This window comes from Bacteroides ovatus (assembly GCF_001314995.1).
In the GTDB taxonomy this organism is placed as follows: domain Bacteria; phylum Bacteroidota; class Bacteroidia; order Bacteroidales; family Bacteroidaceae; genus Bacteroides; species Bacteroides ovatus.
This window is the reverse complement of sequence record NZ_CP012938.1, coordinates 2,544,781-2,560,720: the sequence shown is the minus strand read 5'-3', so window position 1 is coordinate 2,560,720 and position 15,940 is coordinate 2,544,781. Positions and strand designations below refer to the sequence as shown.

The window sequence follows — 15,940 nt, the reverse complement described above, 5'->3', positions numbered from 1 at the left end:
TTAAAAATTAGACACACAATGAAAAAGTTATTTGCAATTGTTGCTGTGATTGGGGCCTTCACTTTTGGCTCAATTCAACTTGCTCAGGCTCAAGACGCTCCTGCAGCAGAACAAACTGAACAACAAGCTGCTCCTGCCGCTGAAGCTACTACAGCTACTGCTCCTGCTGCAGAAGAGGGTGGTATTCACAAGGAAATCAAAGTTAAATTCATCGAAGGTACTGCATCTTTCATGAGTTTGGTAGCTATCGCTTTGGTGATCGGTTTGGCTTTCTGTATTGAACGTATCATTTATTTGAGTTTGGCTGAAATCAACACAAAAAAATTCATGGCATCTATCGAAGCTGCTTTGGAAAAAGGTGATGTTGAAGCTGCTAAAGACATTGCTCGTAACACCAGAGGCCCGGTTGCTTCTATCTACTACCAAGGTTTGATGAGAATCGATCAAGGTATTGACGTAGTTGAGAAGTCAGTTGTATCTTATGGTGGTGTACAGGCAGGTTACCTTGAAAAAGGATGTTCTTGGATCACACTGTTTATCGCAATGGCTCCGTCACTCGGATTCTTGGGTACTGTAATCGGTATGGTGCAGGCATTTGATAAAATCCAGCAGGTAGGTGATATCTCTCCGACGGTTGTTGCAGGTGGTATGAAAGTAGCCTTGATTACAACTATCTTCGGTTTGATTGTAGCATTGATCCTTCAGGTATTCTACAACTACGTACTTTCTAAAATTGAGGCTCTTACAAGTGAAATGGAAGATTCTTCTATCTCTTTGCTTGATATGGTAATCAAATATAACTTGAAATACAAAAAATAATCTAAAATGAGTAAGTTAACATATAGAATATCGTATTACGCACTGTATGCGATGTTTGCTATTATTCTGATCGTTATTGGCTTGTTCTTCTTAGGAGGAGATGCCTCGGGCGATGCCTTAATTCCGGGAGTAGATCCCGAAATGTGGCAACCGGCTCAAACAGACGCCTTACTCTATCTGATGTACGTTTTGTTTGGCTTAGCCATTGCAGCCACTGTTATTGCTGCTGTATTCCAATTTGGTGCAGCTTTGAAGGATAACCCGGCAAATGCCATCAAGTCTTTACTTGGTTTGGTTCTTTTAGCTGTTGTTCTTATTGTAGCTTGGGCAATGGGTGATGGTACACCAATGCAGATTCCTGGCTATAGTGGTACAGACAATGTTCCTTTTTGGCTGAAAGTAACTGATATGTTCCTTTATTCTATTTACATATTGTTGTTTGTGACAGTTGTTGCAATCATAGCGAGTGGTATAAAGAAAAAATTGTCGTAATCAATTGAGGATACTCGATTAAATAAGTTATTAAAATGGCAAAAGGAAAAAGAAAAGTTCCTGATATAAACTCAAGTTCTACGGCGGATATTGCTTTCTTGTTGCTGATCTTCTTCTTGATTACAACATCAATGGATACGGACCGTGGTTTGGCAAGACTTTTGCCTCCACCACCCGAAGATGAAAAGAATGAGAATACCGATAAAATTAAAGAACGTAACATCCTGCAGGTTTATCTGAATAAAGATGATGCTTTGATGTGCGGGAATGATTATATTGGTGTTGATCAGTTGAGGCAGAAAGCCAAAGAGTTTATTGCTAACATCAATAACGCTGAGAATATGCCGGAAAAGACACAAAAAAATGTCGATTTCTTTGGTACTACTCTTGTTAATGATAAGCATGTAATTTCTTTGCAGAATGACCGCGGGTCTTCTTATCAGGCATATATAAGTGTGCAGAACGAATTGGTAGCTGCATACAATGAATTGAGAGATGAGTTAGCTCAAGAAAAGTTTGGGGTTACTTACGCTGAACTGAATGATGCACAGCAGAAAGCTGTTCGTGAAGTTTATCCGCAACGAATTTCTGAAGCAGAACCTAAAAAATACGGAGAAAAAAAGAAGTAAGTAATGGGAAAATTTAATAAGACTGGTAAACGTGAAATGCCGGCATTGAATACTTCTTCGTTGCCTGACCTTATCTTTACCTTGTTGTTCTTCTTTATGATTGTAACAACGATGCGTGAGGTAACATTAAAGGTGCAGTTTACACTTCCGCAAGGTACTGAACTCGAAAAACTGGAGAAGAAATCACTGGTAACATTCATTTATGTAGGGGAACCTACACAAGAATATCGCGCGAAAATGGGTACTGAAAGTCGTATTCAGTTGAATGACAGTTATGCTGAAGTGGGTGAAGTACAAGACTTCATTTTTCAGGAACGTGCGAGTATGAATGAAGGCGATGCTGCTAAGATGACTGTGTCTCTGAAAGTAGATCAGAAGACAAAGATGGGTATTGTTACTGATGTAAAAAATGCTCTTAGAAAATCTTATGCTTTGAAGATTAACTATTCGGCTACGAAACGTGGTGAGAAATAATTAGTTAATTTAATATATAAAAAGAAAGGGTGTCCAATCTGTTTGGATACCCTTTCTTTTTATATGCAAATGTTACATTGTATTGGAATATAGCCACTTTATATGTTCTTAAATAGAAGCCTTTAAGATAAAAAAGAATAAAATAATTGTAATTTGGTATGATAAAATTCACTTTCAATAGGAATTATATATAATTTTGCGACTGTTTTTTATTATTTATAATATAATTAAAATAATTTTGATTGTGAATAAGTTAGTTGCAAAGAAGGTGTTTCTTTTGTTGGTACTAGCGTGCGCAATGTTAGTGACGGTAGAACCGATTTACGCAAAGAAGAAAAAAAACACGAAAACTACGAAGAAAGAGTCTCCCTACGAGAAAATTTTTAAAGGGAAGAAAGATGAAGTGAAAAAAGGAGTGATAACTCTTCATAAGATTGAAGGAAAAATCTTATTTGAATTCCCTCTTACCCTTCAGAATCGCGAGATGCTTCTAGGATCGACAGTTTCAGAGATTAGTGACAATGGAAATGCATTGGTTGGGCAAAAAATTAAAAAGCCCCTGCACATTAAGTTCGCATTACGCGATAGTGTGATGGAGATGCGCGAAGTGAGTAACTTTGCACGTCGCCCGATCTTTTCTACGAGTAAGGATGAGTCCATAAAACAGGCAATGAAGAAAGGAGTCGGAGAGCCTGTAATGGAAGGATTCAAAGTGATGGCGTATAATGCAGATAGTACAGCTGTAGTATTCGACATGACGGATTTTCTGGTGAGCGATAATAAGCGCAGGCTATTTTTGACCCTTATGGTAAGAAGACAATGTTTGGTGCTTGTGTGCGCCGGGCAACTTTCAAAAAAGAGCTCTCTTATGTCGATCAGATAAAATCATTTGATGATAACATATCGGTAACATCCAGTTTAAGCTATTTGCAGGATTTACTTTATATGGGCATTGTTGCAATTGCCTATCAGGAACCTGTTACGGTAAAAGTAAACCGGTCATTTGTTTTGCTGCCGGAGACTCCCGAAATGATGCCGCGTATGGCTGATCCGCGCATTGGCTATTTTACTTCAAATAAGGAAGAGATTGCTGATGATTATGACGGAGTGAAAATGAATACTTATGCTAATAAGTGGAATGTATATCCTAAAGATGTAGAAGCTTACAAGCGAGGAGAACTTGTTGAACCTACGCAACCTATTCTTTTTTATGTTGACGATGCTTTCCCTGAAGAATGGAAAAAGGGTATTCATGAAGGGGTGTTGGTATGGAATAAAGCTTTTGAACGTATTGGCTTTAAGAATGTAATGCAGGTGAAAGACTTCCCGAAAGATGATCCTGAATTTGATCCGGCTAATATAAAGTATAACTGTATTAATTATGCTCCGATCGGAATCGCGAATGCGATGGGACCATCATGGATTGATCCCAGAAATAGTCAGATTATTAATGCCTCTGTATTTGTATATCATGATGTTATCCAGTTGGTGAATGATATGCGATTTGTGCAAACGGCACAAGTTGATCCAAGAGTGCGAACTCCCAAACTTCCTCAGGATGTATTGGACGAGAGTTTGCGCTATATCATATCTCATGAGGTAGGTCACTGTCTGGGATTGATGCACAATATGGGATCTTCTTTTGCTTATGCAACAGAATCGTATCGTGATCCTGTGTTTATGCAAGAGCATGGCACTACTCCGTCTATTATGGACTATGCCCGTTTTAATTATATTGCACAACCCGAAGATAAAGATGTATGTCTTACTCCTCCAGTATTAGGTACTTATGATTATTATGCCATTAAGTGGGGATATACAGTATTTCCGGAGGCAAAAACTACTGAAGAAGAGGTTCCTTATTTAGAAAGCATTATTAAGAGTAAAATGGGGGACTTGGAATATAGATATGGGAAACAACAGTTAGGTTATGGTGTTTTTGATCCGACTTCTTTATCGGAAGATATCAGTAATGATGCTATGAAGGCAGGTGCTTATGGCATCAAGAACCTGAAATATATATTAGGCAATTTCAATACATGGCTGAATGATAAGGATCCCGATTTTACCTATCGAGATCATCTTTATGATGCATTAGTTTCGCAGTATGTGCGTTATCTGAATAATGCCTGGGCAAATGTGGGTGGTTTCTTTATCAATGAACATTATGTCGGTGATCCGTATAATACATCAGAAGTGATTCCTCATGATATGCAGAAGCGTGCTGTTCAGTTTGTTTTGAATGAATTAAAGAATATTGACTGGATAGATAATCCTGATGTAGTAAAGAATCTGACTTTTGACGGTTCAATGTCCCGTTCCATCCTGAAATCGATGAGTAAGAAGATTCTGAATACAAAACGTGTTTCATTGGCTGCTTACCGTGATTCTTCGGCATATTCTCCACAGGAGTATTTAGATGATATTTATACCATTTTATGGGAATCGACTATTAAAAATGTGGAACCAACCGAATCCGAACGTATTTTGCAGACAGAAGTATTGATGGGTATTATTCGTAATGCTGACCCGCTGACAAAGAAAGACGAGATTGATGAAGTCTTGTTCGCGGATTTGAAACAAGCTGCCCAGACAGGTGCTTTACAGTTGCCGGCTAATACGGATTTGCCTCTGTTTCAGCTGTTTGAAGTATATAAACATTTGACAGAGCAGGGAGATGCAGATTGTTGTGTAGATGCAGGACATTATTACCAGACTGCTAACGCAATGAAAAAGATAAATGAATATGCAGGCTTTGACTATATCTATTATGTGCTTAATACTTCCAATAATAATCAGAATCATCTGTATTTTGATTTATTGACGCGTATAAAGAATATAGTGGAAAAGCGTAAGAATTCAGGTTCCTATGCAACCCGCTCTCACTATGAATATTTATTGTCTATCATTAATGACTTTGAAAAGGCAAAATAAAAATTGTTGAGTGATGAAGTTATTTATAGTGTTATTGACCGGGGCTTTTATGTTAGCTACCGGAACTTCTGATGTTTTTGCCAAGAAAAAGGAGAAAGTGCAAACGGAAGCAAAATCGGATACGGTTCGGACTGCTTCTAAAAAAAGGAATACTCAATACCCACGTTTGTTTAAAAACAAAAGAGTGGTGACGAAGAAAGGGCTTATAACGATCCATAAGATTGATGATAAACTTTATTTTGAGTTTCCAAAAAGTTTGTTAGGACGTGAATTTTTGATGGGTTCTTCGATCTCGGCAACTAGTGATAATACGAGTGGTCTTGTCGGACAGACTATGACTACTCCGTTGCATATCCGTTTCGCTATACAAGAGGATCAGGTGTATATGCAGAATGTAACTCCCGTTTCCCGGATGGATGTATATAGTAATCAGTCTGATATCAGTAAGGCAGTAGCGAAAAGTAATATAACGCCGGATATGGAGTCATTCAAGATTGCGGCTTATAATATGGATAGTACAGCAGTGGTGTTCGAGGTGACTAAGTTCTTTCTTGCTGACAATAAACGTCTTCCTCTGTTTGACCAGAATAGTTCCTCTTTGGAGGATGAGAAATATGGTCAATTGGAGTTGAAAGCGGTGTTGAAAAAGAATCTTTCTTCCATCAGAAACTTTTATGTCTTTGATGATAACCTGGAGATCAATCTGGATATGAGCTTTTATCAATCTTTGCTTGCCAGTAAGAAGGAAGTTAGAGGAGGAAATGTGCGGGTGAAGGCTGTTTATTCAATGCTTTTATTGCCGGAAGAGACAATGGTTTGGCGATTGGGCGATCCCCGGTTAGGGTATACATTTACCAAAAAGCAGAAGATATCAACAGAGAAAGACGGTACGGCCTTTTCATATTTGCAACATAAATGGAATCTGTTGCCAGCTGACGAGGAAGCCTATCGCCGGGGAGATCTGGTTGCTCCACGGAAACCGGTGGTGTTCTATATCGATAGTGATTTTCCGGAAGCCTGGAAAAAAGCAATAAAAGAAGGAGTTAACTGGTGGAATGAAGCGTTTAAAATGGCTGGGTTTAAAGATGCTGTTCAGACTGCGGATTTTCCTGCAAATGATACGACGTTTTATGCCGGAAATTTGAAGTATTCTTGCATCCGTTATGTTCCTGTAAATCTCTCAAAAACTCAGAGTAAAGTTTGGGTGGACCCTCGTAGTGGAGAAATTATTAATGGAACTATTTTTGTCGGACATGATATAGCTAAGACAATAGCCAGTCAACGTTTTGTTCAAACAGCTCAAGTTGATGAACGTATGCGGGGGATACAATTGTCGGAAGAGGTTTTATTAGAGGGTATCCGGCTTTATGTGGCTCGTGAAGTAGGCCATTGTTTAGGTTTGGCAGATAACGCTTCCGCGTCGGCCGCATTTTCTGTAGAATCATTGCGTTCACCTGAATTTACCAGGCAGAACGGTATTGCCTCTTCTGTGATGGATGAGCTTCCTTATAATTATATTGCTCAACCGCAAGATGGTAAGGCTGATTTCATCCAAAATAAGTTGGGAGCTTATGACTTGTTTGCGATTCAGATGGGATATATGCTCGTTCCGGATGCGAAGACACCAGAAGAAATCCGTGAAAAGATAATGAGATGGGTATCTATGAAGTCAGGAGATCCGGTTTATCGTTATGGAAAAGCGCAATATCAGGGTGCAGAATACGATCCGAGTGCGCTCGGAGGTGATTTGGGTAACAATGCTGTTAAAGCGGGAAAATATGGAATCAGTAATCTGAAATATATCTTGGGGAATATGGACAAATGGGTGGAACAACAAGATTCGGACTACCGTTTCCGTATTCAGATCTATCCGGAGATAGTTAATCGGTATAACCAATATTTGATGTATGCTTTTCGAAATGTAGGAGGATTTTATTTGTCCGAACATATAGTAGGCGATCGTAATCAGGCTCTGTCTGTTGTATCTAAAGCGCAACAACGTGAGGCGGCTCGTTTTGTGATGAACGAGTTGTGTAACATGACTTGGTTAGATGATTCTTCCATCCTTCGTAATATGCCGGTACAGACGCCGGTTTATCAAAAGCTGATTAAGAATTTTGCAACAGCTTTGGTGGCTACCAAACGAGTGTCATTGGCTTACTACAAAGATAAGAACAGTTATTCTCCTGAAGAATACCTGAATGACATTTACAGTGGTGTATGGGCATCGACTTTAAAAGGAAAGTCATTGAATCGTGCAGAGATGCTACTTCAATATGAAGTGGTGGCCGCTATCTTGAGAAAGTTGCAGTTGCCCAATCACATGGAAACTACAGGTCGTGAAAAGAAAGGTAAGAAGATTGAAACGTTGTTGCAGTCTGTCCGGCCTGAAGTAAATACAGTTGGAGGATTCGGACCTTTGGGATACATCACCAATTTATCTAATGATAATCAGCTGCATTTGTATCATGGGTTGTTGATCCGTATTCAGAAGTTAATGGAATCGCGTTTGAATTCCGGTTCTGATGAAACAAGGATGCACTATGGACAGTTGCTTGAAAAGATAGAAGACATACGTAATTGGTAAAATAATAAGAAAACACGATATGAGACGATTTTTGATCATTTGTCTGGCTGCGGTATTTACATTGCCTGCTGCAGACGCAAATACGATTTTCTGGAAAAAGAAAAAAGATAAAACAGAAAAGAAAGAGAAAAAACTCAGTAAATACGAAAAGCTGTTTAAAGACAAGAAGGTGGAAACCTCTAAAGGTTTGCTCACTTTACATTTTGTGGACAAGAAAAAGCTGCTCGTGGAGTTCCCAGTTTCACTTATGGGACGGGAGTTTCTTTTAGGCTCCAAAGTGGTAGAAACATCTGATATGGGAAATGGACCGGCAGGAACGATGTCGTATACTCCCCGTCACATTAAATTTGCAGTGGTAGACAGCACACTGTATATGAAGGAAGTTAGCAGAACAGGACAGAATATGATATTCTCCAGTTCGGCGAATCAGAATATGCAGGAAGGACTGAAGAAGAATTCATTATCAACCATTGTTGATGCATTCACTATTGCTGCCTTTAATAAGGACTCTTCGGCCGTTGTAGTGGATATGACTTCCTACTTTGTATCTCATACGGAAAATATGAATCCTTTTTCAAGTGGTAAACGTACAATGGAATATGGATCGGGCAGACAAGCTGTAAAATTCAAGGATGATTTGTCTTATCTGATGGGAGTGAAGGCTTTTGGAGATAATGTTTCTATTATTTCTAAATTGACTTACTTAATGAATTTAAGTGTGGGTGGACAACTTGTAAGTGTGGATGAACCTGTTAGCATGACAGTAAACCGTACTTTATTGTTGCTTCCAGAAAAGCCGCAGATGCGTCCGCGTTTAGCCGATCCCCGAATAGGAATAGGGACTGTAGCCATGGAAAATATGGGTACGGAGGTAGACGGTTCCAGAATGGAACACCGGATGAAACGTTGGAATCTGGAGGTATCGGATGTTGATAAGTACAAACGTGGTGAACTGACGAAACCGAAAAAACCGATTGTCTTTTATATGGATCCAAACTTCCCGGTAAGCTGGAGAGCAGCTGTAAAAGCAGGAGTAAATGACTGGAATAAGGCTTTCGAGGCTATCGGTTTCAAAGATGCTATCCAAGTGAAGGATTTCCCGAAAGATGATCCGGATTTTGATCCTGACAATTTAAAGTACAGTACGATTCGTTATGTTCCTACCGGAGTGGTGACGACTATGAAAGATGCATCATTTGCTGATCCTCGTACCGGGGAAATCATGAATGCTTCTTTATATCTTTATCATGATTTGCTGAAGTGGAATAATATCCAGCGTTTTGTACAGACTTCCCAGGTTGATCCGGATGCGCGTCATCTTCGTTTGCCGGATGATTTGATGAGTGAAACGCTTCGTTGTGCCGTTCGCCGGGAAGTGGGTTTTGCTTTAGGATTGATAGAGAATATGGCAGGTTCTTTTGCTATACCGACAGATTCTTTACGGTCGGCTTCTTATACGCAGAAATATGGAATAACTGCCTCTGTGATGGATGAAGTAGGTTTCAACTATGTGGCTCAACCGAGTGATAAAGGAGTGATGCTTTCTCCTAAATTGGGAGTGTATGACTACTATGCTATTAAAGTAGCCTACAAACCTATTTTAGAAGCACAAACTGCACAGGAAGAGAATAAGGTGGTACGCCAGTGGATTAGTGAGAAAAGCGGTGATCCGATGTATCGTTTTGGAACCAAACAGTATTTGCTGACTACATTCGACCCATCGGCTCTTTCTTTTGATTTAGGAAACGATGCGATTAAAGCCAGTACATACGGTATTAATAATTTGCGTTACATTGTAGCTCATATGCATGAATGGATGGATGCGGAAGATAAGAATTATGATTATCGTAATATGGTATTTCCGTTTATCGTACAGCAATTGAGAGGATATTTGTTTAATGTATATCGTAATATCGGTTCATTCTATTTGAATGAGCACTTTGTTGGTGACGCTAACGCAACTCTTACCGCAGTACCCAAGGATTTGCAAAGAGCTTCTTTAGATTTTCTGTTTACTCAACTGAAGGATTTGGAATGGATTGATGATGAAGACGTCATTAAGAAACTTTCATTCTCCGGTTCACAGGCCCGTAAGATTCTGAAGAATTATGTAGTAAAGGAAAAGAATGTGATTACAGACTTATATCAGACTAAGCGTGTTTCGTTGACGTACTATCGTGATCCGTCTTCTTATAGTCCGAAAGAATATATCGACGATTTATATGAATTAGTATGGCGTCCGACAATGGAGGGACGTTCGTTGACGGAACCTGAACGTATCATGCAGGCTGAATTCTTATCGAATGTGCGCAACAGTGTAGATATAAATGGTCAGAAGAGATGGTTCGGACAATACTATTTGTCGGATGATAACACAGACAAAGTAGGAGCTTTGGACGAAGAGGAAGATGAAGAGGCTGAAAGCGCAATAGAGGAACAGGGTTACGGCTCTCGTGCTGTCATGTATAATATAGCAACGGATAATCAGAATCATTTATGGTACGGTACTTATCAGAAATTGGCAGAGTTAGTCAAGAAACAACAAATGACTGGAGATGAACAAACGCGTGCCCACTATAAATATCTATTGTTCTTGATGACTCGTTCCTGGAAAGATGCCCCTAAAATTTAAATAAATCACATACATTATTTTGCATAAATAGAATATACAACACGAATTATGAAAAAAGTATTTCTTTTTTCCTTGTTATATCTTTTGTCGGTAGTTACGGTGGTAGCTCAACAGAAAGATAACAAGCAGCAAGTACAAAAAACAAAGGTTGAAAACAGTGAAGTACCATCAGGGTACCGCGCTGTTTTTGGAAAAGTGGTCGATCAGGAAGGACTCCAACTGATTGGAGTGACTATTCGTTTGAAGGGTACCGATTTTGGTACTACTACGGATGTTAACGGAGAGTTTAAACTTTTTTATCCCGTTCGTAAGCATCCGGTGATTATTGTTTCCTATATAGGAATGGTGACAGAGGAAATCAGTTTGGGAGACGATGCGTCTAAAGATAAGGCGCGTGTTATTAAGCTGAAAGAAGATGCTGTGATGACTGATGAGGTGGTAATTACCGGTTACTCTAACATTAATAAGAAGAGTTTTACAGGTAACAGTGTGCAGATCAAGAAAGAAGATCTGTTGAAAGTTTCTAAGACGAATGTATTCTCTGCTTTGCAGGCATTCGATCCATCTTTCCGTATTCAGGAAAATAGCCAGTGGGGATCAGACCCGAATGCTATTCCGGAACTTTATATCCGTGGTCGTTCAGGTATAGGTATCAAAGAGTTGGATTCGGAAACTGTTTCTAAATCCAACTTGCAGAATAATCCGAACCTCCCGTTGTTCATCATGGATGGTTTTGAAGTTTCAGCTACTAAATTGTATGACCTTGACCCTAACCGTATCGAGAATATCACAATTTTGAAGGATGCGGCTGCAACAGCCATGTATGGTTCACGTGCAGCAAACGGTATCGTCGTTATCACTACTGTTCCTCCCAAACCGGGCAAGTTGCAGATCGATTATAGCATGACCGGAACTTTGCAAATGCCGGACTTATCTGATTATAATCTGATGAATGCCTCTGAAAAACTGGAAACTGAACGGTTGGCCGGCTTCTATATTGGCAAGGATGCCGGTGAGCAATATACGCTCGACAGAGAATACTACGGTAAATTGCAAAATGTAAAACGGGGTGTTGATACGGACTGGATTTCGCAACCGGTTCATTCTGTATTCAATCATAAGCATAGTTTGTCTTTGACCGGAGGTACGGAAAATCTGCGTTTCTCTGTGGATTTGAGCTATAACAAATCTGATGGTGTGATGAGAGGCTCTTATCGTGACCGTACAGGTGGAGGTTTGGCTTTAGATTACCGTATCGGTCGTTTACAGGTGCGTAACTATGTTTCTTATTCGTCAACACGTTCTAAAGAATCACCTTATGGAAGTTTTTCGGATTATACAACTAAACTGCCGTATGATACTTTTCGTGATGATGATGGTGATTATGTGACAAAAACAACCGAATGGCATAATTTGGGTATGGACAATCTGGCCAATCCTTTGTATGAGGCTACATTGAAAAGTTATGATCGTTCTAATGCGGACGAATTCATTGATAACTTGTCTGCCAACTGGTATATTAATGATCACTGGCAAATTAAAGGACAGTTTGCATTAACTAAAAGTTATTCAGAATCTCGTCGTTTCCTGGATCCGTTGTCTGCAAAGAATACAGACGTATTGAGCAGTACGAATAAAATATCCGGTGAATTGACTACCAGCAGTGGTAATTCCTTGTCTTGGGATATGAATGCTTTCCTTGCGTATAACCGGACTATTAAGGAACACAATATCAATCTGTCGGTAGGTATTAATGCCACCTCTTCGAGTGGCACAAGTACTTCGGCACGTTATATGGGTTTCCCCTCCGGCGACTTCGATTCTCCTAACTATGCACAAAAGATCTACGAAAAACCGGATTGGAGCGATACCAAATCACGACTGTTCGGTGCGTTGGCTACTTTAAACTATAGCTATCAGAACATTTATTTGCTTGATGCTTCGGTTCGTAGCGATGGTTCTTCTGAATTTGGTTCAGATAATAAAACCGCTTTATTCTGGTCGTTTGGTCTGGGACTTGCTTTGCATAACTATGAGTTTATAAAGAAGTTGAGTTTTATTGATGAATTTAAAATTCGTGGAACTTATGGTTCTTCCGGTAAAGTAAACTTTGAGCCTTTTGCGGCAAAAACCGTTTATGAGATTAATGGTGATGAATGGTATGAAACCGGAATGGGTGCCAATATGATAGCGATGGGTAATGTGAATCTAGGTTGGGAAACTACTTACCAGACAGATTTTGGATTTGAGTTGGGTTTGTTAAAACGCTTGTTCTATATTTCGTTTGCTTACTATAATAAACGCACTGTAGACTTGGTGAATGATGTGACTATTCCCAGTTCTACCGGTTTCACTTCTTATAAAGACAATGTTGGCGAGATGCAGAACCGCGGATATGAATTTAATGTACGCAGCAATATCATTCGTAGACGTGATATGCAGCTTTCATTATTTGCCAACTTGGGTCATAATGAGAATAAATTAGTGAAGATTTCTAATAGTCTGAAAGCATATAACGACCTGGTCGATCAGAAATATGCAGAACTCGGTAACTACGATGCTGATGCAGCGAAACCTTTCCGTAAATACGAAGAAGGTGTTTCTACTACAGCTATCTCCGCTGTGAAATCTCATGGCATCGATCCGGCTACAGGAAAAGAAATCTTTGAAAAGCGCGACGGAACATTGACTACTAAGTGGGATTCAGCTGATATGATTAGTTGTGGTGATACCGAGCCGGATATTCAGGGAACATTTGGTTTCAACTTCTCCTGGAAAAAATTCAGTTTGTACACTACATTCATGTATGAATATGGCGGTCAGCGATATAATTCGACATTGGTATCCAAGGTCGAAAATGCTGATATCTACAACTCTAACGTAGATAAACGCGTCTTTTCCGACCGTTGGAAAGAGCCGGGAGACAATGCTCGTTTCAAAGCGTTATATAATGGCAAGAACAGTATTGAGATAACTAAATCAACGACTCGTTTCATTGAAGACTACAATTTGTTGTCATTGAATTCAATCACATTAGGTTATACTTTCGGTGCAGAACAAATCAAGAAATTGGGATTGAGTATGCTTCGTCTGGAAATAGGTGCTAATGACCTTGCCCGTTTCTGTACAGTGAAACAAGAACGCGGCTTGAGCTATCCTTACTCTAGAAGTGTCAATTTTACAGTGAATGCAAGTTTCTAAGTTGGTCGTGACAATTATTAAATAAAAGGAAGTATATGAAAATTAAAAATATTATATTAGTTTTATGTACGTCATTGACGTTTTGTTCCTGTTCCGATTGGTTGGATGTAAGTCCTAATAATCAGGTTGATGGAGAAAATCTGTTTAACTCTGGAAATGGCTATCGCATTGCTTTGAATGGTATTTATAAGCAGATGTCCAGCCAGAATCTTTGGGGAGAAGAACTGACATGGGGAATGGCTGACGTATTGGGACAGCAATATACCAAATCTAATTTGGGAAGCACGGACTCTAAATATTGGCAGGCCTGCCAGTATAAGTATACGGATAAAACACTGGAACCGGTTATTCAGAGTATCTGGTCTACCGCTTACAATACGATAGCCAACTGTAATGAATTGATTAAAAATATCGAAGGTGCCGATCCTTCCATCTTTCAGGGTAAAACACTCGAGCAGGGTCTGATTCGCGGAGAAGCATTGGCGTTAAGAGCGATGCTTCACTTTGAGGTTCTTCGTTTGTTTGCTCCCAGTGTCGCAGCAGATGATGGAAAGAAATATGTTCCTTATTATGCGACTTTCCCTTCTGTATCAGAACCCTACCTGACAGTGAAAGAAGTACTGGCTAAAATAGAGAAAGATTTGGAAGAGGCACGTGGTTTAGTGCAGACCTATGACAACCAGAAAGGTTATAAGTTATTAATGACCAAAAGTTATCGTTTTGAAGGCGGTGATTTGGTAACTGATATGTTTTATGCCAGTCGTGGTTTTCGTATGAGTTATATTGCTATTACTGCTTTACAGGCTCGCGTATTTTCTTATGCAGGAGAGTCGAAAAAAGCTTATGATGCAGCATCGGAAGTGATAAATTATACCGATGATAATGGAGAAAAGATGTTCACTTTTACTGCTAATGCCAGCTTTAATACGAATCCTAAAATGAAGGATGATTTAATTTTCGCTCTTTCAAATTCTAAGGAAGTAGAACTTTTCAAGGCGTGGGATAATATGGATGAAGATGCCGGAATGGTTTCTATTGATTATGACGATTATACAGAGATTTTAGATGAAAACGCAAATGACAGACGTTGGAATGAGAGTGGAGGTATGGTGGAAATTCATAGCGACTATGACTGGTATTGTGTGATTTCTAAGAAATATATGGATGATGCCTCTTATACGGATCTTGATAAACGTATTATTCCTGTTATCCGTTTGAGTGAAATGCACTATATACGTGGTGAATATTTAGCAGAAACAGATCCTGCAAGTGGAGCATTGGAGTTAGAAACTGTTGCAACAAATAGAGGGTGTACAGCTGGTATTTTCTCATACGTTTCTACTTTAGAGGAATATCAGGAGGCTGTTTTGAAGGATGCGCGTAAGGAATTTTTAGGTGAAGGTCAGTTATATTATTTTTATAAGAAGTATAATATACTTCCTAACTCAAAAGCCAATTTTATATTCCCATTGCCGGATAATGAGATGGTTTACTAATTTTATAGATAAATAGAAGATGAAAAAGATATATTTATTTTTGACTGCAATGGTCTTGGTGCTGACTGCATGTGAGAAAGACCAGATAGGCAGATATGATTTGGGATCGTATGTCTATTTTACACAGAAAGAAACCGTATTACAGAGCTTTTCTTTTTCTTACTATCCCGGACTTACCACTCATTCATTGGAATTTGAGGTGAATCTGATGGGAGACTTGTTGACGGAGGATAAAACTTTTGAATTATATATTGATACGGAAAAGACAACTGCTACTCCGGAGATGTATGAATTGGATCTTCATCCAGTTTTTCATCAGGGAACTCCTACTGACCAGATAACAGTGACTTTAAAGAATCCGAATGATATATTGAAGGATAAAGAAGTAACCTTAGTGTTTGGCATTAAGGAAAATGAGAATTTCCAGCCGGGTTTTGTTGGCCAGCGAAGTATCACAATAAACTTTAATGATATAGCTAGCCAACCTTTATGGTGGGATAGTACTGTTGAAAGTTACTTGGGCGCGTATGATGCTTATAAACTTGATGAGTTTATCAAATGTACGGGAGTCAATGACCTGACAGGTGTGGATGAAACCTTGATTAGAAAATATGCATTAGATTTCAAGGCATATATTGAAGAAAACGGATTGGATATTGATATTCCGGTTTATTAA

11 protein-coding genes are annotated in these 15,940 nt (G+C 39.2%); all 11 read left to right on the top strand.

All coding sequences use genetic code 11. The features are described 5' to 3' along the window. Positions 1–18 precede the first annotated feature (18 nt). The 11 genes from Bovatus_RS10195 to Bovatus_RS10145 all read left to right on the top strand — a co-directional run bounded on the left by Bovatus_RS10195 (position 19) and on the right by Bovatus_RS10145 (position 15,940). Positions 19–819 carry a MotA/TolQ/ExbB proton channel family protein gene (locus Bovatus_RS10195; RefSeq protein ID WP_004297928.1) on the top strand — a complete coding sequence of 267 codons (801 nt, stop codon included), beginning with the start codon at positions 19–21 and terminating at the stop codon, positions 817–819. Between the two features lie 6 nt (positions 820–825). Further along, on the top strand, positions 826–1,311 hold the full coding sequence (locus Bovatus_RS10190; protein WP_004297929.1) for a hypothetical protein: 486 nt from the start codon (positions 826–828) through the stop codon (positions 1,309–1,311). Between the two features lie 35 nt (positions 1,312–1,346). Beyond that, the gene (locus tag Bovatus_RS10185; protein WP_004297930.1) at positions 1,347–1,940 is read left to right on the top strand and encodes an ExbD/TolR family protein; all 594 of its coding nucleotides are present in this window, start codon (positions 1,347–1,349) and stop codon (positions 1,938–1,940) included. A gap of 3 nt (positions 1,941–1,943) precedes the next feature. Then, entirely contained in the window at positions 1,944–2,414 is a 471-nt protein-coding gene (locus tag Bovatus_RS10180) for an ExbD/TolR family protein (RefSeq protein WP_004297931.1), read from the top strand. Positions 2,415–2,658: 244 nt separating this feature from the next. Further along, entirely contained in the window at positions 2,659–3,297 is a 639-nt protein-coding gene (locus Bovatus_RS25640) for a DUF5118 domain-containing protein (protein ID WP_004321835.1), read from the top strand. After that, on the top strand, positions 3,234–5,348 hold the full coding sequence (locus tag Bovatus_RS10170; RefSeq protein WP_229119721.1) for a zinc-dependent metalloprotease: 2,115 nt from the start codon (positions 3,234–3,236) through the stop codon (positions 5,346–5,348). The genes Bovatus_RS25640 and Bovatus_RS10170 overlap by 64 nt, the downstream gene beginning before the upstream one ends. Before the next feature lie 13 nt (positions 5,349–5,361). Continuing rightward, the gene (locus Bovatus_RS10165) at positions 5,362–7,935 is read left to right on the top strand and encodes a zinc-dependent metalloprotease (protein WP_004297937.1); all 2,574 of its coding nucleotides are present in this window, start codon (positions 5,362–5,364) and stop codon (positions 7,933–7,935) included. A 19-nt stretch (positions 7,936–7,954) separates the two neighbouring features. Further along, positions 7,955–10,567: a zinc-dependent metalloprotease gene (locus Bovatus_RS10160; protein ID WP_004297939.1), complete on the top strand. Its 2,613-nt coding sequence runs from the start codon at positions 7,955–7,957 to the stop codon at positions 10,565–10,567. A gap of 48 nt (positions 10,568–10,615) precedes the next feature. After that, on the top strand, positions 10,616–13,768 hold the full coding sequence (locus Bovatus_RS10155) for a SusC/RagA family TonB-linked outer membrane protein (RefSeq protein WP_004297941.1): 3,153 nt from the start codon (positions 10,616–10,618) through the stop codon (positions 13,766–13,768). Positions 13,769–13,803: 35 nt separating this feature from the next. After that, positions 13,804–15,264: a RagB/SusD family nutrient uptake outer membrane protein gene (locus Bovatus_RS10150; protein WP_004297942.1), complete on the top strand. Its 1,461-nt coding sequence runs from the start codon at positions 13,804–13,806 to the stop codon at positions 15,262–15,264. 19 nt (positions 15,265–15,283) lie between these two features. Then, a complete protein-coding gene (locus tag Bovatus_RS10145) occupies positions 15,284–15,940 on the top strand; it encodes a DUF4843 domain-containing protein (RefSeq protein WP_004297944.1) in 657 nt (218 codons plus the stop codon).